Raw genomic sequence first — 17688 nt, forward strand, 5'->3', positions numbered from 1 at the left:
ACTGGTCCTTACTTCTTCTTACCTTCCTTACGGAAGATATATTCGTCCACGTACTTGATACCCTTGCCTTTATAAGGCTCTGGTTTACGCCATTCGCGGATGTTTGCCGCAACTTGGCCAACCAGTTGGCTGTCAGTACCTTCCACGATGATCTGAGTGTTCTTCGGTGTGGTCACGGTGATACCCGCTGGCACGTCGAAGTTCACTTCGTGAGAGAGACCGAGCGACAGCTTCAGGGTGGTACCCTGCATCTGCGCACGATAACCAACACCGTTGATCTCGAGTTCTTTTTTGAAGCCTGCAGTCACACCGGTCACCATGTTGGCAACGATGGTGCGGGACATGCCCCACTGCTGACGGGCGCGCTTGGACTTGCCGCGAGGAGTAACAACAACTTTGTTCTCTTCAACTGCAAGGTTTACGTCGTCAGTAGCGGTGAAGGACTGAGTGTCCTTCGGGCCTTTGATTTCGATGGTCTGGCCGGAGACAGAAGCGCTAACGCCGCTGGGCAGCTCGACCGGTTTTTTACCAATACGAGACATCAAGCTCTCCTTAGAAGACCGTGCAGAGTACTTCGCCGCCAACTTTGTTGGAGCGTGCACTTGCATCCGACATCACACCTTTAGAGGTGGAGACAATCGACACACCCAGGCCCTGACGGACGGTTGGGATGTCTTCAGCGCCCATGTACACGCGACGACCAGGCTTGGAGACCCGCTTCAGTTCGCGAATAACAGGAGTGCCTTCGTAGTACTTCAGGCTGATTTCGAAGGCCGCGTGGCCGTTCTCTTCAGACGCTTCGTAACCGCGGATGTAGCCTTCATCGGCCAGAACATCCAGAACCCAACCACGCAGCTTGGACGCCGGGGTAGATACCACGGACTTGCCACGCATTTGGCCGTTACGGATACGGGTCAGCATATCACCGATAGGATCGTTCATAATTCTCTCTCCTTACCAGCTAGATTTGACCATGCCAGGGATCTGACCAGCAGAACCCAGCTCGCGCAGCGCAATACGGCTGACCTTCAGCTTACGGTAGTAAGCGTGAGGACGGCCGGTGAGCTGGCACCGGTTGTGAAGACGGGTTGCCGAGCTGTTGCGCGGCAGTTTCGCCAGTTTCAGACGCGCTTTGAAACGCTCTTCCATTGGCTTGGACTCATCGGCTGCGATTTCTTTCAGCTCGGCGCGCTTAGCAGCATATTTTGCTACCAGACGTTCCCGCTTCTTTTCGCGTTCGATCATTGCTTTTTTAGCCATGTCGTAATCCTCTCAGCCTTACGCGGTGAAGGGCATGTTGAAATGCTTCAACAGGCTCTGCGCTTCGGCGTCGGTTTCAGCATCGGTGGCGATGACGATATCCATGCCCCAGTTCTCATCCACTTTATCAAAGTCGATTTCTGGGAACACGATGTGCTCTTTCAAACCGGTGGCGAAGTTGCCACGGCCGTCAAAGCTCGGCTTCACACCACGGAAGTCGCGGATGCGGGGCATCGCAACGGTGATCAGACGATCGAGGAATTCGTACATACGGTCGCCACGCAGAGTCACCTTGGCGCCCATTGGCATGCCTTCGCGAACGCGGAAGCCAGCAATGGAGTTCTTGGCCACGGTGGTCAGCGCCTTCTGGCCCGCAATCGCGGTCAGATCAGCCTGTGCCGACTTGGCTTTCTTGCTGTCTTTCACGGCTGCACGGCCACAGCCGATGTTCAGCACGATCTTTTCCAGCTTAGGGATCTGCATGTCGTTCTTGTAACCGAACTCTTCTTTCAGAGCGGCGCGGATGGAATCCGCATAGAGCGACTTCAGACGTGGTGTGTAATCTGCATTATCAAGCATCAATCACGTCCCCTGTGGTCTTTGCGAAGCGAACCTTTTTGTCGCCTTCCATGCGGAAGCCAACGCGGGTTGCTTTGCCGTTTTTGTCCAGGAATGCCAGGTTGGACAGCTCGATCGGCATCGCCTGAGGGATGCGACCGCCCTGTGCGGTTTGGCTTTGCTTGGTGTGGCGGATGGCGATGTTGATGCCTTCCACAACGGCTTTACCAGCGGATGGGTTTACAGAGGTGATTGTGCCCTCTTTGCCCTTGTCCTTACCGGCCAGAACGACGACTTTGTCGCCTTTTTTCAGCTTAGCAGCCATCTTACAGCACCTCCGGCGCGAGCGAGACGATTTTCATCATGCCTTTTGCGCGAAGCTCACGAACAACTGGGCCAAAGATACGTGTACCCACTGGCTCATTGGAGTTGTTCAGGATTACAGCTGCGTTCCGGTCAAAGCGGATTGCAGTGCCATCTTCACGACGGACTTCTTTAGCGGTGCGCACGACGACGGCCTTACGGACATCACCTTTTTTAACGCGACCGCGTGGAATGGCTTCCTTAACCGAGACAACAATGATGTCGCCTACGGATGCGTATTTACGCTTGGAACCACCCAGAACCTTGATGCACTGAACTCGGCGAGCGCCGGAGTTGTCAGCAACATCCAGGTTGGTTTGCATCTGGATCATGTGGTTTCTCCCGACCTATGGGGCACCGATGCGTGGTGTATCCCCCAGGGTTTCGACTGACTGTTAAGTCTAGTCGCCAGGAGTCTCTTACGAGACTCTTAGGCTTCCAGAACTTCCCAGCGTTTCGTTTTCGATTTCGGCGCGCATTCGATGATGCGTACTTGATCGCCGACCTTGAAAGCGTTCTGTTCATCGTGAGCCCGGTACTTTTTGGACTTACGGATGGTTTTCTTCAGAACCGGGTGAGTAAAGCGACGCTCTACGGACACGGTTACTGTTTGTGCGTTGGCGTCCGAAGTAACGGTGCCAGTCAGGATACGTTTGGGCATCTTTAAGGCTCCTCTTACTCTGCTGCCGCTTTGGCTTTTTCGTTCAGAATGGTCTTCACACGTGCAGCGTTGCGACGCGCTTCACGGATCTTGGCCGCGTTTTCCAGTTGGCCGGTGGCCGCTTGGAAACGAAGGTTGAACGATTCTTTCTTAAGATTGGCCAGTTCCTCACGGAGCTGATCCGGCGTTTTTTCACGCAGTTCGTTGGCGTTCATCGCCTTTTCCTTTCTCATACATCAGAGGGCGCCCGAGTATGTGCGGGGTGACCCTTTTGCCTGATGGACAAATACAAAACACACGAATCCCGCATACACGGAATCCATGAGATGGCGCTCTATACGGGGGAGTCGCAGGGATGGCAAGGGAAAGGTGAGGCTACGATGTTGGTCGCTCTCGAGTGTACGCTAAGATCAGCGATGTCGTATGACCAAACTCCCCATTAAACCGCCAATGAAGCGCCCCCCACCTGCGCTGGTCGTTCTTACCAAAGCGCGGGTCCATCCACGTTTCAAAATACTCAAAACTCTCAAGTGGCTCCGGTGTCTCATGCGCAAGCATTGGCATTTTATTAGCCATCCACTCGGACACCTGCTTTTCGAACGTCTCGCGTTCCGATTTTGACATTTCGTTGGACTTGTCCGTTATCTCACAGCGCAAACGCCCATCCAGATAATCGAGCACTTCGACAGAAAAACCTGATGGGAGATGGGACCAAAACCATCTTGTGGATGTATGGTCACCATCAGAGAACTGCTTTTGACCATCCGTTGAAGATACTGCAGCTGGGAGAACGCCAGAAACAATCGGCAAACAGACGTCCTCAAATAACCGAACAGCTACAGAAGGACGATCCAAGGCATAGGCCGCTTGTGCAAACATAGCCAGTGTGACACCACACGCTATTTGAAAGCCCTGCATTCGTTGTTCCTGACTTTTTTCACTTCACACGCGGCAAGCTCTAAACCAACAGGAATGGCGTAGCCAATCCCGCACTTCCCTCCTACCCCCAACTCCCCTACACCTACCCAACCACCGCGCTCAGCCTTACTGCCAAAGCGCACACTCTGGGAGGAGTGACTATGATACCTGTCGACGTAGCGATCCTGTTTATGGGCGCGGCCATTGCCTTGGCGCTGGTCCCTGGGCCGGACAATATCTTTGTGCTGACCCAATCGGCACTGCATGGCCGCGTTGCAGGTCTCACCGTGACACTGGGCCTTGCCAGTGGGCTGATCTTCCACACTACCGCCGTCGCACTTGGCGTCGCTGTGATTTTTCAGACCTCGCAAGTCGCCTTCGCCGCGTTGAAATACATTGGCGCGGCCTATCTGGCGTATTTGGCGTATAAGTCCTTCACCGCTGCCAAATCCAATCTGGACGGGGACGCCCCTGCGCCAGAGACGTCAGCCAAGCAATACACCCGCGGCCTGATCATGAACATCGCCAACCCCAAGGTCACAATCTTCTTCCTCGCCTTCCTGCCGCAGTTTGTCGATCCGGCCAACGGCCCGCTGGTGCTGCAGTTCTATCAACTCGGCTTCCTGATGATCATCGCCACACTGCTGGTGTTCGGCTCCGTCGCACTGGCGGCAGGTTGGCTGGGTGACTGGCTGAAAAACTCCCCCACTGCGCAAATCTGGCTCAACCGCCTCGCAGGCGTGGTCTTCATCGCCTTGGCCGTGAAACTGGTCACCGCTGAGCGCTAAGTGCTCTGAGAGGCGTCCAGTCCAGCCACAAAGGCACTGGGCGCTTCACCATTCCAGCCCTTAAACGCAGTCGAAAAGCTGGCCTGATCTTTATAGGCCAGCAAAAACGTAGTCTCCGTAACTGACCGCCCATCCCGCAGATGTGCTTTGGCCAAACGAAATCGCAGGCCATTGCACAGGTCGCGATAGCTGCCCCCTTCTGCACCAAGCCGCCGTGTCAACGTACGGCGCGTAATGCCCAACTGCGCTGCCACCTCGTCCGCCGTCAAAAACCGTTCCGGCAACGCCTGCACCAACATACGCTCCACCTTGTCCCATAGGCGCCCTTCATCCGCATCCAGATCACGCAGCTGCGCCTCCGCCAACCGCGTCAGATGGGTCACCAAATCCGGGTCATGTGTCTCCAGCGGCACATCCGGCACGCCATGCGCAAACCGCAGCCCATTAAACCCGCCGCCAAACTGCACCGGACAGCCCGCAATCCGCTCATACGCCCGCACGTCGCCAAGCGCCGCATGTTTGAACACCACCCGCGTCGGCCGCGTGTTCCGCCGCGTGATGCTCTGAATGCGCGCCAACACGCCAAACACCAGAAACTCCTTAAACCGCGCGTTGGCCTGCAAATCAGCCTCCAACGACACAACCTCCAATGCCTCGCCGTCCGCGATCTGGCGCAGCTCAATCCGCGTTGTCGGGTCTGCCAGACGGTAAAACTTAGCGGCATTTTCCACAGCCGCCCGCAGGGTCTTCGAACTGGCCGCCAAATAAGCAGACAGCGTCGGCGCATCGCGATAGCCAATGCCCACCTGCGCGCCCAGCGTGGGATCTTGCGTCTCCAAACACGCCGCCCGGATCAAGGCCGCCTCCTGCTTCACCGTGACCAGTTGCTTGGCCCCGGGATAGCGCCCAACCTTGCGCAGCAACCGCTCACCCGCCTGTACGCCCAGCTTGCGCTGTAACGTCTCACTGACGTAGCCAAATCTCACACTGCGCACTTGCTTCATTCAGCTACTCTAGCGTGTGCGTCTTCTTGGGGAAGCCCCAATAACAAAAGCCCCGCCCGGGTGGGGCGAGGCTCTTACATGGTTTGAAGGAAAGAGATCAGCCGTTGCGGCTGTCCTGTTTACAATCCCGCTTGTCGTTACCAACAACACCTTCGCCCTGCCGGCAGTCCTGACGCGTGTCGCGGCGATCTTCCCGATTGTCCATCCCAACCGTGCCCGCCACCTCATAGCTCTCGGTCATCACCGGCTCGCTCGGGCCAGGAGCCGAGGTCACAGGGTAGGCAAAAGCCAAAGGCGCAGTGAGAGCAACAACAACGGCGGCGGAAGCAAATTTGGTGAACATGGGGGTGGTTCCTTTCATTTGAGGTTTTCTGTGTTCCTTTGATGAAAGGGATATGGGGTGCATCTCACGTAGCAGCGTTAGAATTTGGGAAGAAAGCATTAGAACTTGGGACATTCCTCAGTTTGTGTCTAACAACCTCAATTAGTCCGCAGCGGATACATTTCAGCGGTTCGCCTGCACCAGAGCGCCCCTCCTATTTAGAAGTCCCTTTGACGGCAAAAAGCCTCCACCCTGTTGGGTCGAGGCTCTTGCATCTTAAATGGTGCAGAATGGCTTAGCCGTTACGGTTGTCCTGTTTGCAGTCCCGCTTGTCGGCACCCACAATTCCTTCACCTTGACGGCAGTCCTGCCGATCGCCGCGACGATCCTGTCGGCGGTCCATGCCAACCGTGCCAGCCAACTCATAGCTCTCGGTCATTACTGGCTCGGTTGGGCCAGGAGCCGAGGTCACAGGGTAGGCAAAAGCCAAAGGCGCGGTAAGAGCAACAACAACGGCGGCAGAAGCAAATTTGGTGAACATGGGGGTAGTTCCTTTCAGTTGGGGTTTTCTGTGTTCCTTCGATGAAAGGGATATGGGGCCGACATTGGGACGCAGCATTGGAATTTGGGAAGGTCGCATTTGAATTTGGGACACCCGCAAAGTTCTCGATGTGAAAAACAAAAGCCGCCCAAAGGGGCGGCTTTTGCAGTCCTTATTGATCTCAAGCTTACTGCGTGCGTTTGCGCTCTCGAACCAGACCAATCATGACAGAGACACACATCAACATCAGCACAATCGCAAAAGGGAAGCCTGTCGCGATCGCCGCTGCTTGCAACGCGCCTAGCCCGCCGCCGAGCAGGAGTACAATGGCAATGGCCCCCTCCAACACACACCAGAACACCCGCTGCGCCGTAGGTGCATCGGTCTTGCCGCCAGCCGTGATCGTATCAATTACCAAGGAGCCGGAGTCCGAGCTGGTCACAAAGAAGACCACCACCAGAATGATGCCAATGAAGGACAACAACCCGGTCATCGGAAAGCCTTCGAACATCTTGAACATTTTTAGCTCAAGCGCGGCGTCCTGAAGCGCCTGTGCCGTACCGCCGGTCACCTGCTCCAACGCTGCGCCACCAAAGACACTCATCCAAAGCGCGCCAACCACCGTTGGGATGATCAGAACACATATGATGAATTCCCGAATGGTGCGCCCACGTGAAATCCGCGCAATAAACATGCCGACAAAAGGCGACCAGCTGATCCACCACGCCCAATAGAAGGCTGTCCAGCCTTGCATGAAATTGGTGTCCTCACGTCCCACCCAGTTTGAGAGTGCCGGAAGATTAGCAACATAGTCCGTCATCCCGTTAAAGAACGCCGCGATGATGGCAATGGTTGGACCAACCAGAAGGACAAGCACAAGTAGCGCCGCTGCAAGGATCATGTTGGCTTCAGACAGACGCTTCACACCTTTCTCAAGCCCCGCCACAACAGACACCAAAGCAAACCCGGTGATCAAAACGATCAGCAAAACTTTCATGCCATCACTGACCGGCACGCCAAACAGATAGTTCAAACCGGCCAGAGCCTGACTTGCTCCCAAACCGAGAGATGTCGCGAGTCCAAAGATCGTGGCAAACACAGCGAGGATATCGATGATGTGACCTGCAGGCCCCCAAGTACGTTCCCCTAGTAGCGGGTAGAACACACTGCGCATGGTCAGTGGCAGACCGCGATTGAAGCTAAAGAAGGCCAAAGCCAAAGCAACAACTGCGTAGATGGCCCAAGGGTGCAGTCCCCAGTGGAAAATCGTGGCCGCCATGGCCAGATCACGCGCACCAGCCACATCACCTTCTGCAGCTCCCAAAGGTGCCCAATCCGTCCGTAACCCGTTTTCTCCAACGGCAGTGCCACCCAGCGACGATCCATAGTGCGAGATTGGTTCCGCCACGCCCCAGAACACAAGGCCAATGCCCATGCCCGCGGCAAACAACATCGCGATCCATCCGGCATAGCTGTAGTCTGGCTTCGCATCTTCGCCGCCCAAGCGGATCTTGCCATAGGGCGAAATCACCAGAAACAGCGAAAACACCACAAACAGGTTGCAGGCGATCATAAAGACCCAGTCAAAATTGCTCGTCAGCGCAGGTCGGAGCCAACCGAAAAACTCGGCCGCTTGTTCCTGAAACACCAATGAGAAAAACACAAAGGCAACGATTGTCAGGCCTGAGATCGCAAAAACCGGATTGTGTATATCCAATCCAAGAAATTGCACATTGTCTTGGCCAACTTCATAGTCGGTTTCTTCAGACATAGGTCCCTCCCTTTCCATGTCATGAAGAAAGCCTCGCCAATTCCGCCCTTGCAAACCGGAGAAATACGACGCCCTAAAGGAAGTTTTCGCCGCCGCTGCTTGAAACTCCCACCGCAAAACCTGCACGCAACCGCCTTTTCACACCTCAGCGCCTGGGCAAGGCAACTGGGTAAATGGCAACGGCTGCGTGCGCCGGCTTTACATTTGGAGACCCGAAAAATCCCGCACCTCCGTGATACAGCCGTGATACCGACACAATACCGACGTGGCTTTTTGGCAGGTTAACGGCGCAACACCTATTCCCAAATATAGTTGAAACTGACGCTCACCCGTTCGTCTTCGGACATGTTCATTGGCACCTCATGGCGCAGCCAGCTCTCCCACAACAGCACGTCGCCAACCTCTGGCTTCATATAGATAAACGGTTGCAAATCCCGCCGCGCATCTTTGGTTCTCACTGGCGAGGCCATCATCCGCCCCGAGCGCGGATCCTCCAGCTTCAAGGCACTCGCGCCGTCTGGCATCGACACATAGGTGGTTCCGCTGATCACCGAATGCGGATGGATATGACTTGCATGCATGCCCCCTTCTGGAAGGATATTGATCCACAAGTCTTCTAGTTTCAAAGACTTACCATCGAGGTCGAATTCCAAATCTTTGGCAAAAGCCGCCACATGCTGATCCAGAGACGCGACCACATCCGCGAAAATCGGGAACCGCCACGGCAGATCCGTCAAAGAGGCATAAGACGTATAACCCGGGTAGGCATTCGCCTCACACCACTCCTGCCCCGCCTCATCATCTCCGGCAATCGAAAAACAGGATGTCTCCAGCTCCCCTGCATCCACAGGCGCGCCAAATTCAGACAAACGCGCCCGGTACAAGCGGGTCACAAAGAGAGATTCGATGGTCGACATATCAGTTCCTTGTCGTAGCTAGTTTTTTTCCTCGAGACACGCTTCGGTAGAAACCTTCGCTTAATCCCCTTGAAACATTGGCAAAAAGAATCGCCTATTTTTTGGGCTAAACCCCCGATTTTTAAGGCCACACTCTATTAACACCTGCTTGCTACATCTCATTGTCACACTCGCAATCCGCCTGTCCAGGAGCAGGAAAACCATGAAACGTAAGATTACAGTATCATTCGCGATCGTCTCAATCATCGTTATGGCCATTGGCGTCATGGGCGGTTTGGCCGGGATATCGCTATACTCTCATAAAATGCGCGATGACATGCAAAAACGTGTCGCACTCATCGAGGAAGCCACCATCGCCGTTGAAAACCTGAAGATTGAATTTCTGATGGCGCGACGGAACGAAAAAGACTTCTTGCTCCGATTAGACGAAAAATATGTGGGCCGCCATGCCGCGACCATGGAGCGACTGCGCGTACACCTCACCACTTTGGAAGAAGTGTTGCCTTCGGTGAACACATTGGAAGCTACGGCCAAAAACTTACCGCGATTGATCGAGTTCACAGATGCCTATGAGGCCAGCTTTGCAGCTGTTGTGAACGGCAACAAGCGTCTCGGTTTGAATGAAGGTCAAGGCCTGCGCGCGCAACTCGGAGAAGCTGCCAACACCGTCAACGAAAGTCTTAAAGACGTTGCCATACCAGTGCTGAAGGTCAACGTGCTGACAATGCGCCTGCACGAGAAAGACTTCATCATCTCCGGCGATCCAAAGTGGCAAGATGAAGTAAACGCACGCCTTGCAGAATTTGAAGGGTTCCCTGTCTTCTTTTATGACAGCGCCGAACAACGCGAAGCCATTCTCCCGGTCATGGAGGCCTACCGAGTTGCTTTTGATTCCTTGGTGACCGAAACTCTCAAGGAGCGTGAGGAACGTAAGAACGTTTCGGCAAACTACTCCAACGCCTCGCCCTTTATGGACGCGATCCTTGGTGACACTACCGCTGCACTTGAAGACGTATTGGCGCAATCCGAACTGGTCAGCCAAAAAGCCCAGGCAAGCTCCCAATGGGCCGCGATCATTGGCGCTGGACTGTTTGCAATCTTTGCCCTCTTCTTAGCACGTGGCATCTCTCGTCCGCTCAAGCGTATTGATGCAGTGCTTAAGGACATGATGAGTGAAGACTTCTCCAAAGAAATGCCCAAATCCGGTATTCGCGAGTTGTCAGCCATTTCCGAGGCGGTCGGTGATTTCCGCAAACAAGAGGAAACCAAAGTCCACATGACCCGTGAAATCACCAAAGTGATTGAGGCCTGTGGTGAGGGGGACTTCTCTCGCCGGATCGACACAGCGGGTTCAGAAGGCGTGTTCAAAGACCTTGGTCAAGGGGTGAATACCATTGGTGAGGTGGCACAGAAAGGTCTGGGCGACGTTCAAGAGGCCCTCGAAACCCTCGCGACCGGCGACCTGACCCATGAAATGCCGCAAGGTCAGAAAGGGGTGTTCAAGGACATTTCGGACACCATTACCCACCTGACAGACAGCCTAGATGGCATGGTACGCCAGCTGTCCGCCTCCAGCCAGGTTTTGAACCACACCTCTCAAGAGATCTCCTCTTCTGTGGATGACGCGTCCCGTCGTGGAGAAATCTCCGCAGCCTCTCTGGAAGAAACCTCTTCTTCTCTGCAGACCGTTGCGCAAACCGTCAACCATACGGCCCAAAGCGCACAAGAAGCCCGCACACACGTCAACAACGCCCAGAAGAAGGCGGAGTCGACCCGGGAAGTGGCCGATCAAACAGTGGCCGCGATTCAAAAGATCAAAGAAAGCTCCGATGCGATTTCTCAGATCAGCGGCCTGATCGAAGATGTGGCCTTCCAAACCAACTTGCTGGCCCTGAACGCCGGCGTGGAAGCAGCACGCGCTGGCGACGCGGGCCGAGGCTTCGCGGTTGTGGCCTCCGAAGTGCGGGCCCTTGCACAACGGTCTTCTGAGGCGGCCCATGAAATCAACACGTTGATTTCCAGCTCGCAAACAGAAGTTGCCAACGGTGTGGACCTCATGGACGAAACCGGCAACTCGCTTGGTGAGATTATGCAAGCGGTTGAGCAAGTTGTGGGCAAGGTCCGTGAAATTGCGGAGAATGCTGTGGACCAATCCACCGGCTTGAAAGAGGTCAGTGCGGCCGTCGAAAACCTCGACAGCGACAGCCAGAAGAGCGCCGCTATGCTCGAAGAGACCGCTGCCTCTGGTCAGGTCCTGCGTGGCGAAGCCGAGAACCTGGTCCGTGCAGTGGATGGCTTCACGCTCAAAGGCGAAGCCGCCGCCCGCACCGCTGAGGACGACCTCGACGACGAGTGGGACGCGGCCTAAGCCCTTTACCTCAACTCACGACAAAAAGCCCCGCCGGTTCTGGCGGGGCTTTTTTTGTGGCCACGGTCCCGAAGAAACCTTCCAAGATGGGAATCTCTGTTTGGCGTCCTAGACCAATCTCATGATCGTGGCTCAACAGGCATCACAACACTGCGCACAAAAGAAAACCCTCCGCCAGTGTCCCGGCGGAGGGTCAATTTTGTCAGGACTGAGGGGCAAGCCCCTCACCTCCTTACCAGTCTTCGCGAACGACGACGCGGGTTTTGACCGGAAGTTTCATCGCGGCAAGGCGCAGAGCCTCACGCGCGATGTCTTCGTCAACACCGTCGATTTCGAACATCACGCGACCTGGTTTCACTTTACACGCCCAGTAGTCCACGGAGCCTTTACCTTTACCCATACGGACTTCGGTTGGCTTCGAGGTCACAGGAGTGTCTGGGAAGATACGGATCCAAACACGACCTTGACGTTTCATGTGACGGGTCATTGCGCGACGGGCTGCCTCGATCTGGCGAGCAGTCACACGCTCCGGTGTGGTTGCCTTCAGGCCGAAGGAGCCGAAGTTCAGGGTGGAACCACCCTTCGCCAGACCCTTGATGCGGCCTTTGTGCATCTTGCGGAATTTAGTACGCTTTGGCTGAAGCATTGATCAGTCTCCCTTAGCGACGACCGCCTGCACCGCGAGGTGCTGGGCCATCCTGGACTTCTTGAGCGCGACGATCACGTGCCTGTGGATCATGTTCCATGATCTCGCCTTTGAAGATCCAGGTTTTGATACCAATGATCCCGTAAGCGGTCGTGGCTTCCACGTGTGCGTAATCGATGTCGGCACGCAGTGTGTGCAATGGCACGCGACCTTCACGATACCATTCGGTACGTGCGATCTCGGCACCACCCAGACGGCCCGCTACGTTCACCCGGATACCCAGGGCGCCCATACGCATTGCGTTCTGAACGGCACGCTTCATTGCGCGACGGAAAGACACACGGCGCTCCAGCTGCTGAGCGATGGACTCGCCAACCAGTGTTGCGTCGAGTTCCGGCTTACGCACTTCAACGATGTTGAGGTGCAGCTCGGAGTCGGTCATCTCGGCGATCTTCTTGCGAAGGGTCTCGATGTCCGCGCCTTTTTTGCCGATGATCACGCCCGGACGCGCAGTGTGAACAGTCACACGGCACTTCTTGTGAGGGCGCTCGATGATCACACGTGCGATACCGGCTTGTTTGCACTCGGTTTTGATGAACTCACGGATTTTGATATCTTCCAGAAGAAGATCGCCAAAATCTTTGGTGTCCGCGTACCAGCGGCTGTCCCAGGTGCGGTTCACCTGAAGGCGCATGCCAATTGGATTGACTTTGTTACCCATTAGGCTTGCTCCTCAATCTGACGCACCTTGATAGTGAGTTCCGAGAACGGCTTGATGATCTTGCCGAAACGACCACGGGCGCGAGGGCGACCACGTTTCAGCGTCAGGTTCTTACCCACATAGGCTTCGGCAACAACGAGGCTGTCGACGTCCAGATTGTGGTTGTTCTCAGCGTTGGCAATTGCGGACTGAAGGCATTTCTTCACGTCCTGAGCGATCCGCTTGTTGGAGAAAGTCAGGTCGGTCAGAGCCTTCTCAACTTTCTTGCCGCGGATCATGCCGGCTACCAGGTTCAATTTCTGCGGGCTGGTGCGAAGCATGCGAGTTTTCGCCATTGCTTCGTTTTCAGCCACGCGGCGGGGGTTCTTTACCTTGCCCATGACTTACTTCCGTTTCGCTTTTTTGTCAGCTGCGTGACCGTAATAGGTGCGAGTTGGCGAATATTCACCAAACTTCTGACCAATCATGTCTTCAGTGACGTTAACAGGGATGTGTTTCTTGCCGTTGTACACACCAAAAGTCAGACCCACGAACTGGGGCAGGATGGTGGAACGACGGGACCAGATTTTGATCACTTCATTGCGGCCGGAGTCGCGTACTGCTTCGGCTTTTTTAAGCACGTAAGCATCGACGAAAGGACCTTTCCATACAGAGCGAGACATAGATTAACGTCCCTTCTTCTTGGCGTGACGCGAGCGGATAATAAGCTTTTGCGACGCTTTGTTTTTGTTGCGGGTACGTGCACCTTTGGTCGGCTTACCCCATGGTGTCACTGGGTGACGACCACCGGAGGTACGACCTTCACCACCACCGTGCGGGTGATCGATCGGGTTCATAACCACACCACGAACGGACGGACGTTTGCCTTTGTGGCGCATACGGCCGGCTTTACCGAAGTTCTGGTTGGAGTTGTCAGGGTTGGACACAGCACCAACGGTGGCCATGCATTCCTGACGCACGAGGCGCAGTTCGCCAGAGGACAGGCGAATCTGAGCGTAGCCACCGTCACGACCAACAAACTGAGCGTAAGTACCAGCTGCACGGGCGATCTGGCCGCCTTTGCCTGGTTTCAGCTCGATGTTGTGAATGATCGTACCGATTGGCATGCCAGAGAACGGCATTGCGTTGCCCGGCTTGATGTCAGCTTTCGCGGACGCCACAACCTGATCGCCAACAGCCAAACGCTGTGGGGCAAGGATGTAGGCCTGCTCGCCGTCTTCATATTTTACGAGTGCGATGAACGCAGTCCGGTTCGGGTCATATTCGATCCGTTCAACGGTTGCTGCGACATCAAATTTGTTGCGTTTGAAATCAACGATCCGGTAGAGGCGTTTTGCCCCACCACCGCGGCGACGCGATGTGATCCGTCCGGTGTTGTTCCGGCCGCCCGACTTTGTCAGACCCTCAGTGAGGGCTTTGACAGGGCGTCCTTTCCAAAGTTCCGAACGGTCGATCAGCACCAACCCACGTTGGCCCGGCGTCGTCGGCTTATACGACTTAAGTGCCATGCTTTCTGTCTTCCGTGTGCATGCAAAGAGCGTGCTCTCTGCGTAGATGAAGGCCCCCGCTCGCTGGTTTTGAACACAAACCCAACTACTAAGGTGCCAAGGTTATAGGCCCCCGTAGGTGCCCGACTCTCAAATGTGAGCAGCCCCAGAACGAATCTGAGGCCACACGACTTGCGCGATATAGCGGGGATGGGGGACAGTGTCTATAGGAGGGCTTGTTTTTACATGGTTCGATTGACCGGCACAAATCAAAAGCAAGCGCTGAACAGGCGAGAAGCCTCATCTACGCAAGCACCGCTCGCCTTTACTACTCTGCGGGAGAGCAATTTGACACTTGCCAAGCTTGCCGCTCAAATCTCCTCCACCACCTTCTCCAGCATCCAGACCTTTGCCACGATCTGCCAGCAACTCTCGCCTTTTAGCATCGACAGGTGATCCTGATATACATTGCGCCGCGCACGGAAGCGGATTTTGACCAAAGCGCTTTTTGGCGACAAGCAATCCACCATCAAGATCTCGGCATCCATCTGATGTCCCAGAGTATGTGGAGAGTTAGCCGCATTAGCCCCCACGTCGGCGTTGAAGCACGCAATCGGTTCCGCAAAAGTCTCCACCTTCTCCACATCAAACAAACTTGCTGCCGGATGGAATACCCTGTCGAGCTTCTCTTTGACGCAATAAAACAACCCATCAAAGTAGGTTTGCACGGCCGTAAACAAATCCGTTTGTGCGTTCATCTGTTTGTCATCGAAAGTCATATTTCCCTGCAACAGACGTCGCGAAGCCGCCGCCAACAGCCCAATGAAGAGATGTGGCGCAGGTCATTGCGAGTGGTGAATTATTCTCAGGTGCTGATGAGGTCGATCTGTCTTTGCAATCCCGTCAACAGCTAGGGAGGCTATGCTAGCGCCGCAAAACGGCCCGCTTAATCCGGCTGCCGCGGTGGCGCAGTTTTTCTTTGAGCGTCAGCTCTTGAGCTTCGCCAGGTTGGTAAGCACCGGGCTGAATGAAGTCCGCCGCATGTGCGAGTTTCGACGCCGATGGTGTCAGCCCGCAAAAATGAGAAATGTCTCGCAGTACGAGCTCAGGCTTCACCAGGAGCTTTTCATAGCTCACCAACAGGACCGGGCAATCGGCGCGCTGGATCAACTCAACATTTTTGCGTGTCTGCGCCAAATACAGGGCAAGGCCTTTATCAACCTCTTCACGGTCCCAAGACGACACACCCAACGTATTGGCCGTCAGATCGCGGGTCACAAGGATCAGACGTGGATTGCGAAGATCCGGGAGCAGATCATCAATGTATTGGTGGGGATGCGGGTGCTTCCAGCCCCAAATACCGAAGTTTGCGTTGCGATCCGCCACGGTCGCGCGAATGGCATCCAGTCCGAAGCGCTTGCGAAACAGCCTGTCTTCCAGGTTGCCACCAATGTCATCGCCTAAGAAAACTCCCAGCCGACGAATGGCACCCGCAGTTGCGGTTGTGCCCCCTCGGTTGACACCAAAAATCAGAAACGTGCGCTGCTTACTGGTGCGCGACGCCTCGTTGTCTCGAAAAGAGATTGTGTGTGAATACACGGCATGACCCTGCTGGTTTCAAATATGACCTGCACCGCCCCACAAGTAAGCTGATGCACAAAAATCTCAACAAAAAAGAAAAAGGGCCGCCCGATTTCTCGGACGGCCCCAAATTTTCAGGCAAATCTTAGAGTCCGGTGGACACGTCGATTGTGTTGCCTTCTTCCAAGGTCACGTAAGCCTTTTTCACGTCTTTACGCTTGCCAAGCTGGCCGCGGAAACGTTTGACTTTACCCTTGGTGATGGTGGTGTTGACCGCTTTGACCTTCACACCAAAGAGCGCTTCAACAGCTTCTTTGATCTGTGGTTTGTTGCTGTCGATCGCCACTTCGAAAACCACTGCGCCGTTCTCGGACGCCATGGTGGATTTCTCGGTGATGACCGGCGCGCGGATCACATCGTAGTGTTCTGCTTTAGCGCTCATTTCAGGCGAGCCTCCAGTGCTTCGATCCCCGCTTTGGTGATCACCAGAGTGTCACGCTTGAGGATGTCATAAACGTTCGCACCCATCGTAGGCAAGATATCCAGACCTTCGATGTTGCGCGATGCTTTCAGGAAGTCTTCGTTCACGGATGCGCCGTCGATGACCAGAGCACGTTTCCAGCCCAGGTTCTTAACCTGCTTGGCCAGAGCGGCAGTCTTGCCCTCGGATGCGGCGTCTTCGATCACAACCAGCTCACCTGCTTTCGCTTTCGCGGACAGAGCGTGCTTCAGACCCAGCTTGCGGAACTTCTTTGGCAGGTCGTGGCCGTGCGAACGCACAACTGGACCTTTGTAGATACCACCACCGCGGAAGATCGGCGCGTTACGGTCACCGTGGCGTGCGCCGCCGGTGCCTTTTTGGCGATAGATCTTTTTGGTGGAGTAGGAAGTCTCGGAGCGTGTCTTCACCTTGTGGGTGCCGGCCTGTGCGTTGTTACGCTGCCAACGAACCACACGGTGCAGGATGTCCGCACGTGGCTCCTGACCGAACAGATCTTCGGACAGTTCAACCGAACCGGCTTTGGAGCCGTCGAGTTTGATCACGTCAAGTTTCATGCTTCACCACCTTCCGCAGGTGCTTCTTCAGCCGGAGCTTCAGTTGCTGCTGCTTTTACGGCTGCCGGGAAAGGCAGACCTTCAGGAGCTTTCTTCTTCACGGCGTCCTTAACGGAGACCCAACCACCTTTGGAGCCAGGAACGGCACCTTTGATGAACAGAAGACCGCGGTCGGCGTCAGTTTTGACAACTTCCAGGTTCTGCGTGGTCACACGTACGGCACCCATGTGGCCGGCCATTTTTTTGCCTTTGAAAACCTTGCCGGGATCCTGACATTGACCAGTCGAGCCGTGGGAACGGTGGCTGATCGAGACACCGTGTGTCGCGCGCAGACCGCCGAAGTTGTGGCGCTTCATGGCACCGGCAAAACCTTTACCGATTGAAGTGCCCGCAACGTCCACTTTCTGACCTTCAAGGAAGTGCTCAGCGGAGATTTCCGCGCCCACTTCGATCAGGCCTTCAGATGGAACGCGGAACTCAACCAGCTTACGCTTTGGTTCCACTTTCGCTGCTGCGAAGTGGCCACGCATGGCTTTGGAGGTGCGTTTGGCCTTGGCTGTACCAGCGCCGAGTTGAACAGCTGTGTAGCCGTCTTTCTCTTCGGTGCGCTGAGCAACAACCTGAAGGCCGTCGAGGGAAAGCACGGTCACAGGAATCTGTTTGCCGTCTTCCAGGAACAAGCGGGTCATGCCCACTTTCTTCGCGATAATACCAGAACGCATCAGA

General features: G+C 55.2%; 26 protein-coding genes. 2 read left to right on the forward strand and 24 right to left on the reverse strand.

Translation table 11 applies throughout. From position 1 onward, the window contains the following. Positions 1–8: 8 nt before the first annotated feature. From rplF to JXR15_RS01195, 9 genes are all read right to left on the reverse strand, one after another. Positions 9–542 (reverse strand): 50S ribosomal protein L6, encoded by a 534-nt coding sequence (gene rplF, locus JXR15_RS01155; RefSeq protein ID WP_422051425.1) that lies wholly within the window; start codon positions 540–542, stop codon positions 9–11. A gap of 10 nt (positions 543–552) precedes the next feature. Continuing rightward, complete coding sequence (gene rpsH, locus JXR15_RS01160) at positions 553–942, reverse strand: 30S ribosomal protein S8 (RefSeq protein WP_299423851.1); 390 nt, start codon at positions 940–942, stop codon at positions 553–555. Positions 943–954: 12 nt separating this feature from the next. Next, a complete protein-coding gene (gene rpsN, locus JXR15_RS01165) occupies positions 955–1260 on the reverse strand; it encodes a 30S ribosomal protein S14 (RefSeq protein ID WP_093325866.1) in 306 nt (101 codons plus the stop codon). 18 nt (positions 1261–1278) lie between these two features. After that, on the reverse strand, positions 1279–1839 hold the full coding sequence (gene rplE, locus JXR15_RS01170) for a 50S ribosomal protein L5 (RefSeq protein WP_299423842.1): 561 nt from the start codon (positions 1837–1839) through the stop codon (positions 1279–1281). Next, positions 1832–2143, reverse strand: a complete 312-nt coding sequence (gene rplX, locus JXR15_RS01175) for a 50S ribosomal protein L24 (RefSeq protein WP_164644455.1) — start codon at positions 2141–2143, stop codon at positions 1832–1834. The genes rplE and rplX overlap by 8 nt, the downstream gene beginning before the upstream one ends. A 1-nt stretch (position 2144) precedes the next feature. Next, the gene (rplN, locus tag JXR15_RS01180; protein ID WP_294116156.1) at positions 2145–2513 is read right to left on the reverse strand and encodes a 50S ribosomal protein L14; all 369 of its coding nucleotides are present in this window, start codon (positions 2511–2513) and stop codon (positions 2145–2147) included. A 98-nt stretch (positions 2514–2611) separates the two neighbouring features. Next, the gene (rpsQ, locus tag JXR15_RS01185; protein WP_073253018.1) at positions 2612–2842 is read right to left on the reverse strand and encodes a 30S ribosomal protein S17; all 231 of its coding nucleotides are present in this window, start codon (positions 2840–2842) and stop codon (positions 2612–2614) included. A gap of 14 nt (positions 2843–2856) precedes the next feature. Beyond that, positions 2857–3057, reverse strand: a complete 201-nt coding sequence (gene rpmC, locus JXR15_RS01190) for a 50S ribosomal protein L29 (RefSeq protein ID WP_422051426.1) — start codon at positions 3055–3057, stop codon at positions 2857–2859. 160 nt (positions 3058–3217) lie between these two features. Next, a complete protein-coding gene (locus tag JXR15_RS01195; RefSeq protein WP_422051427.1) occupies positions 3218–3760 on the reverse strand; it encodes a hypothetical protein in 543 nt (180 codons plus the stop codon). Between the two features lie 161 nt (positions 3761–3921). Between JXR15_RS01195 and JXR15_RS01200 the strand changes: the two genes are divergently transcribed. Continuing rightward, entirely contained in the window at positions 3922–4548 is a 627-nt protein-coding gene (locus JXR15_RS01200; RefSeq protein ID WP_422051428.1) for a LysE family translocator, read from the forward strand. Here the strand turns inward: JXR15_RS01200 and JXR15_RS01205 are convergent. From JXR15_RS01205 to JXR15_RS01225, 5 genes are all read right to left on the reverse strand, one after another. Further along, entirely contained in the window at positions 4545–5552 is a 1008-nt protein-coding gene (locus JXR15_RS01205; protein WP_422051429.1) for an AraC family transcriptional regulator ligand-binding domain-containing protein, read from the reverse strand. The genes JXR15_RS01200 and JXR15_RS01205 overlap by 4 nt on opposite strands. Positions 5553–5649: 97 nt before the next feature. Beyond that, on the reverse strand, positions 5650–5895 hold the full coding sequence (locus tag JXR15_RS01210; RefSeq protein ID WP_422051430.1) for a hypothetical protein: 246 nt from the start codon (positions 5893–5895) through the stop codon (positions 5650–5652). Between the two features lie 274 nt (positions 5896–6169). Continuing rightward, on the reverse strand, positions 6170–6415 hold the full coding sequence (locus tag JXR15_RS01215; protein ID WP_422051431.1) for a hypothetical protein: 246 nt from the start codon (positions 6413–6415) through the stop codon (positions 6170–6172). Between the two features lie 187 nt (positions 6416–6602). Next, entirely contained in the window at positions 6603–8186 is a 1584-nt protein-coding gene (locus JXR15_RS01220) for a BCCT family transporter (protein ID WP_422051432.1), read from the reverse strand. Between the two features lie 296 nt (positions 8187–8482). Further along, on the reverse strand, positions 8483–9103 hold the full coding sequence (locus JXR15_RS01225) for a 2OG-Fe(II) oxygenase family protein (RefSeq protein ID WP_422051433.1): 621 nt from the start codon (positions 9101–9103) through the stop codon (positions 8483–8485). 202 nt (positions 9104–9305) lie between these two features. Between JXR15_RS01225 and JXR15_RS01230 the strand changes: the two genes are divergently transcribed. Continuing rightward, the gene (locus JXR15_RS01230) at positions 9306–11471 is read left to right on the forward strand and encodes a methyl-accepting chemotaxis protein (protein ID WP_422051434.1); all 2166 of its coding nucleotides are present in this window, start codon (positions 9306–9308) and stop codon (positions 11469–11471) included. A gap of 232 nt (positions 11472–11703) precedes the next feature. Here JXR15_RS01230 and rplP read toward each other — a convergent pair whose 3' ends face one another. The 10 genes from rplP to rplC form a co-directional block, all read right to left on the reverse strand. Further along, the gene (rplP, locus tag JXR15_RS01235; RefSeq protein WP_164644444.1) at positions 11704–12117 is read right to left on the reverse strand and encodes a 50S ribosomal protein L16; all 414 of its coding nucleotides are present in this window, start codon (positions 12115–12117) and stop codon (positions 11704–11706) included. Positions 12118–12130: 13 nt separating this feature from the next. Beyond that, on the reverse strand, positions 12131–12838 hold the full coding sequence (rpsC, locus tag JXR15_RS01240) for a 30S ribosomal protein S3 (RefSeq protein ID WP_283425766.1): 708 nt from the start codon (positions 12836–12838) through the stop codon (positions 12131–12133). Continuing rightward, positions 12838–13218: a 50S ribosomal protein L22 gene (gene rplV / locus JXR15_RS01245; RefSeq protein ID WP_164644442.1), complete on the reverse strand. Its 381-nt coding sequence runs from the start codon at positions 13216–13218 to the stop codon at positions 12838–12840. Before rplV ends, rpsC begins: the two co-directional genes overlap by 1 nt. 3 nt (positions 13219–13221) lie before the next feature. Further along, positions 13222–13500 (reverse strand): 30S ribosomal protein S19, encoded by a 279-nt coding sequence (gene rpsS / locus JXR15_RS01250; protein WP_422051435.1) that lies wholly within the window; start codon positions 13498–13500, stop codon positions 13222–13224. A 3-nt stretch (positions 13501–13503) separates the two neighbouring features. After that, entirely contained in the window at positions 13504–14346 is an 843-nt protein-coding gene (rplB, locus tag JXR15_RS01255) for a 50S ribosomal protein L2 (protein WP_299423809.1), read from the reverse strand. Between the two features lie 350 nt (positions 14347–14696). Further along, a complete protein-coding gene (locus JXR15_RS01260; RefSeq protein WP_422051436.1) occupies positions 14697–15104 on the reverse strand; it encodes a nuclear transport factor 2 family protein in 408 nt (135 codons plus the stop codon). 145 nt (positions 15105–15249) lie between these two features. After that, on the reverse strand, positions 15250–15924 hold the full coding sequence (locus JXR15_RS01265; protein ID WP_422051437.1) for a sulfotransferase: 675 nt from the start codon (positions 15922–15924) through the stop codon (positions 15250–15252). A 127-nt stretch (positions 15925–16051) separates the two neighbouring features. Beyond that, positions 16052–16348 carry a 50S ribosomal protein L23 gene (locus tag JXR15_RS01270; RefSeq protein ID WP_164644437.1) on the reverse strand — a complete coding sequence of 99 codons (297 nt, stop codon included), beginning with the start codon at positions 16346–16348 and terminating at the stop codon, positions 16052–16054. Then, positions 16345–16962 (reverse strand): 50S ribosomal protein L4, encoded by a 618-nt coding sequence (gene rplD, locus JXR15_RS01275; protein ID WP_299423801.1) that lies wholly within the window; start codon positions 16960–16962, stop codon positions 16345–16347. Before rplD ends, JXR15_RS01270 begins: the two co-directional genes overlap by 4 nt. Next, positions 16959–17684 (reverse strand): 50S ribosomal protein L3, encoded by a 726-nt coding sequence (rplC, locus tag JXR15_RS01280; RefSeq protein ID WP_422051438.1) that lies wholly within the window; start codon positions 17682–17684, stop codon positions 16959–16961. Before rplC ends, rplD begins: the two co-directional genes overlap by 4 nt. Positions 17685–17688 lie beyond the last annotated feature (4 nt).

Origin of the sequence: Shimia sp. (assembly GCF_049116215.1) — a bacterium.
In the GTDB taxonomy this organism is placed as follows: domain Bacteria; phylum Pseudomonadota; class Alphaproteobacteria; order Rhodobacterales; family Rhodobacteraceae; genus Shimia.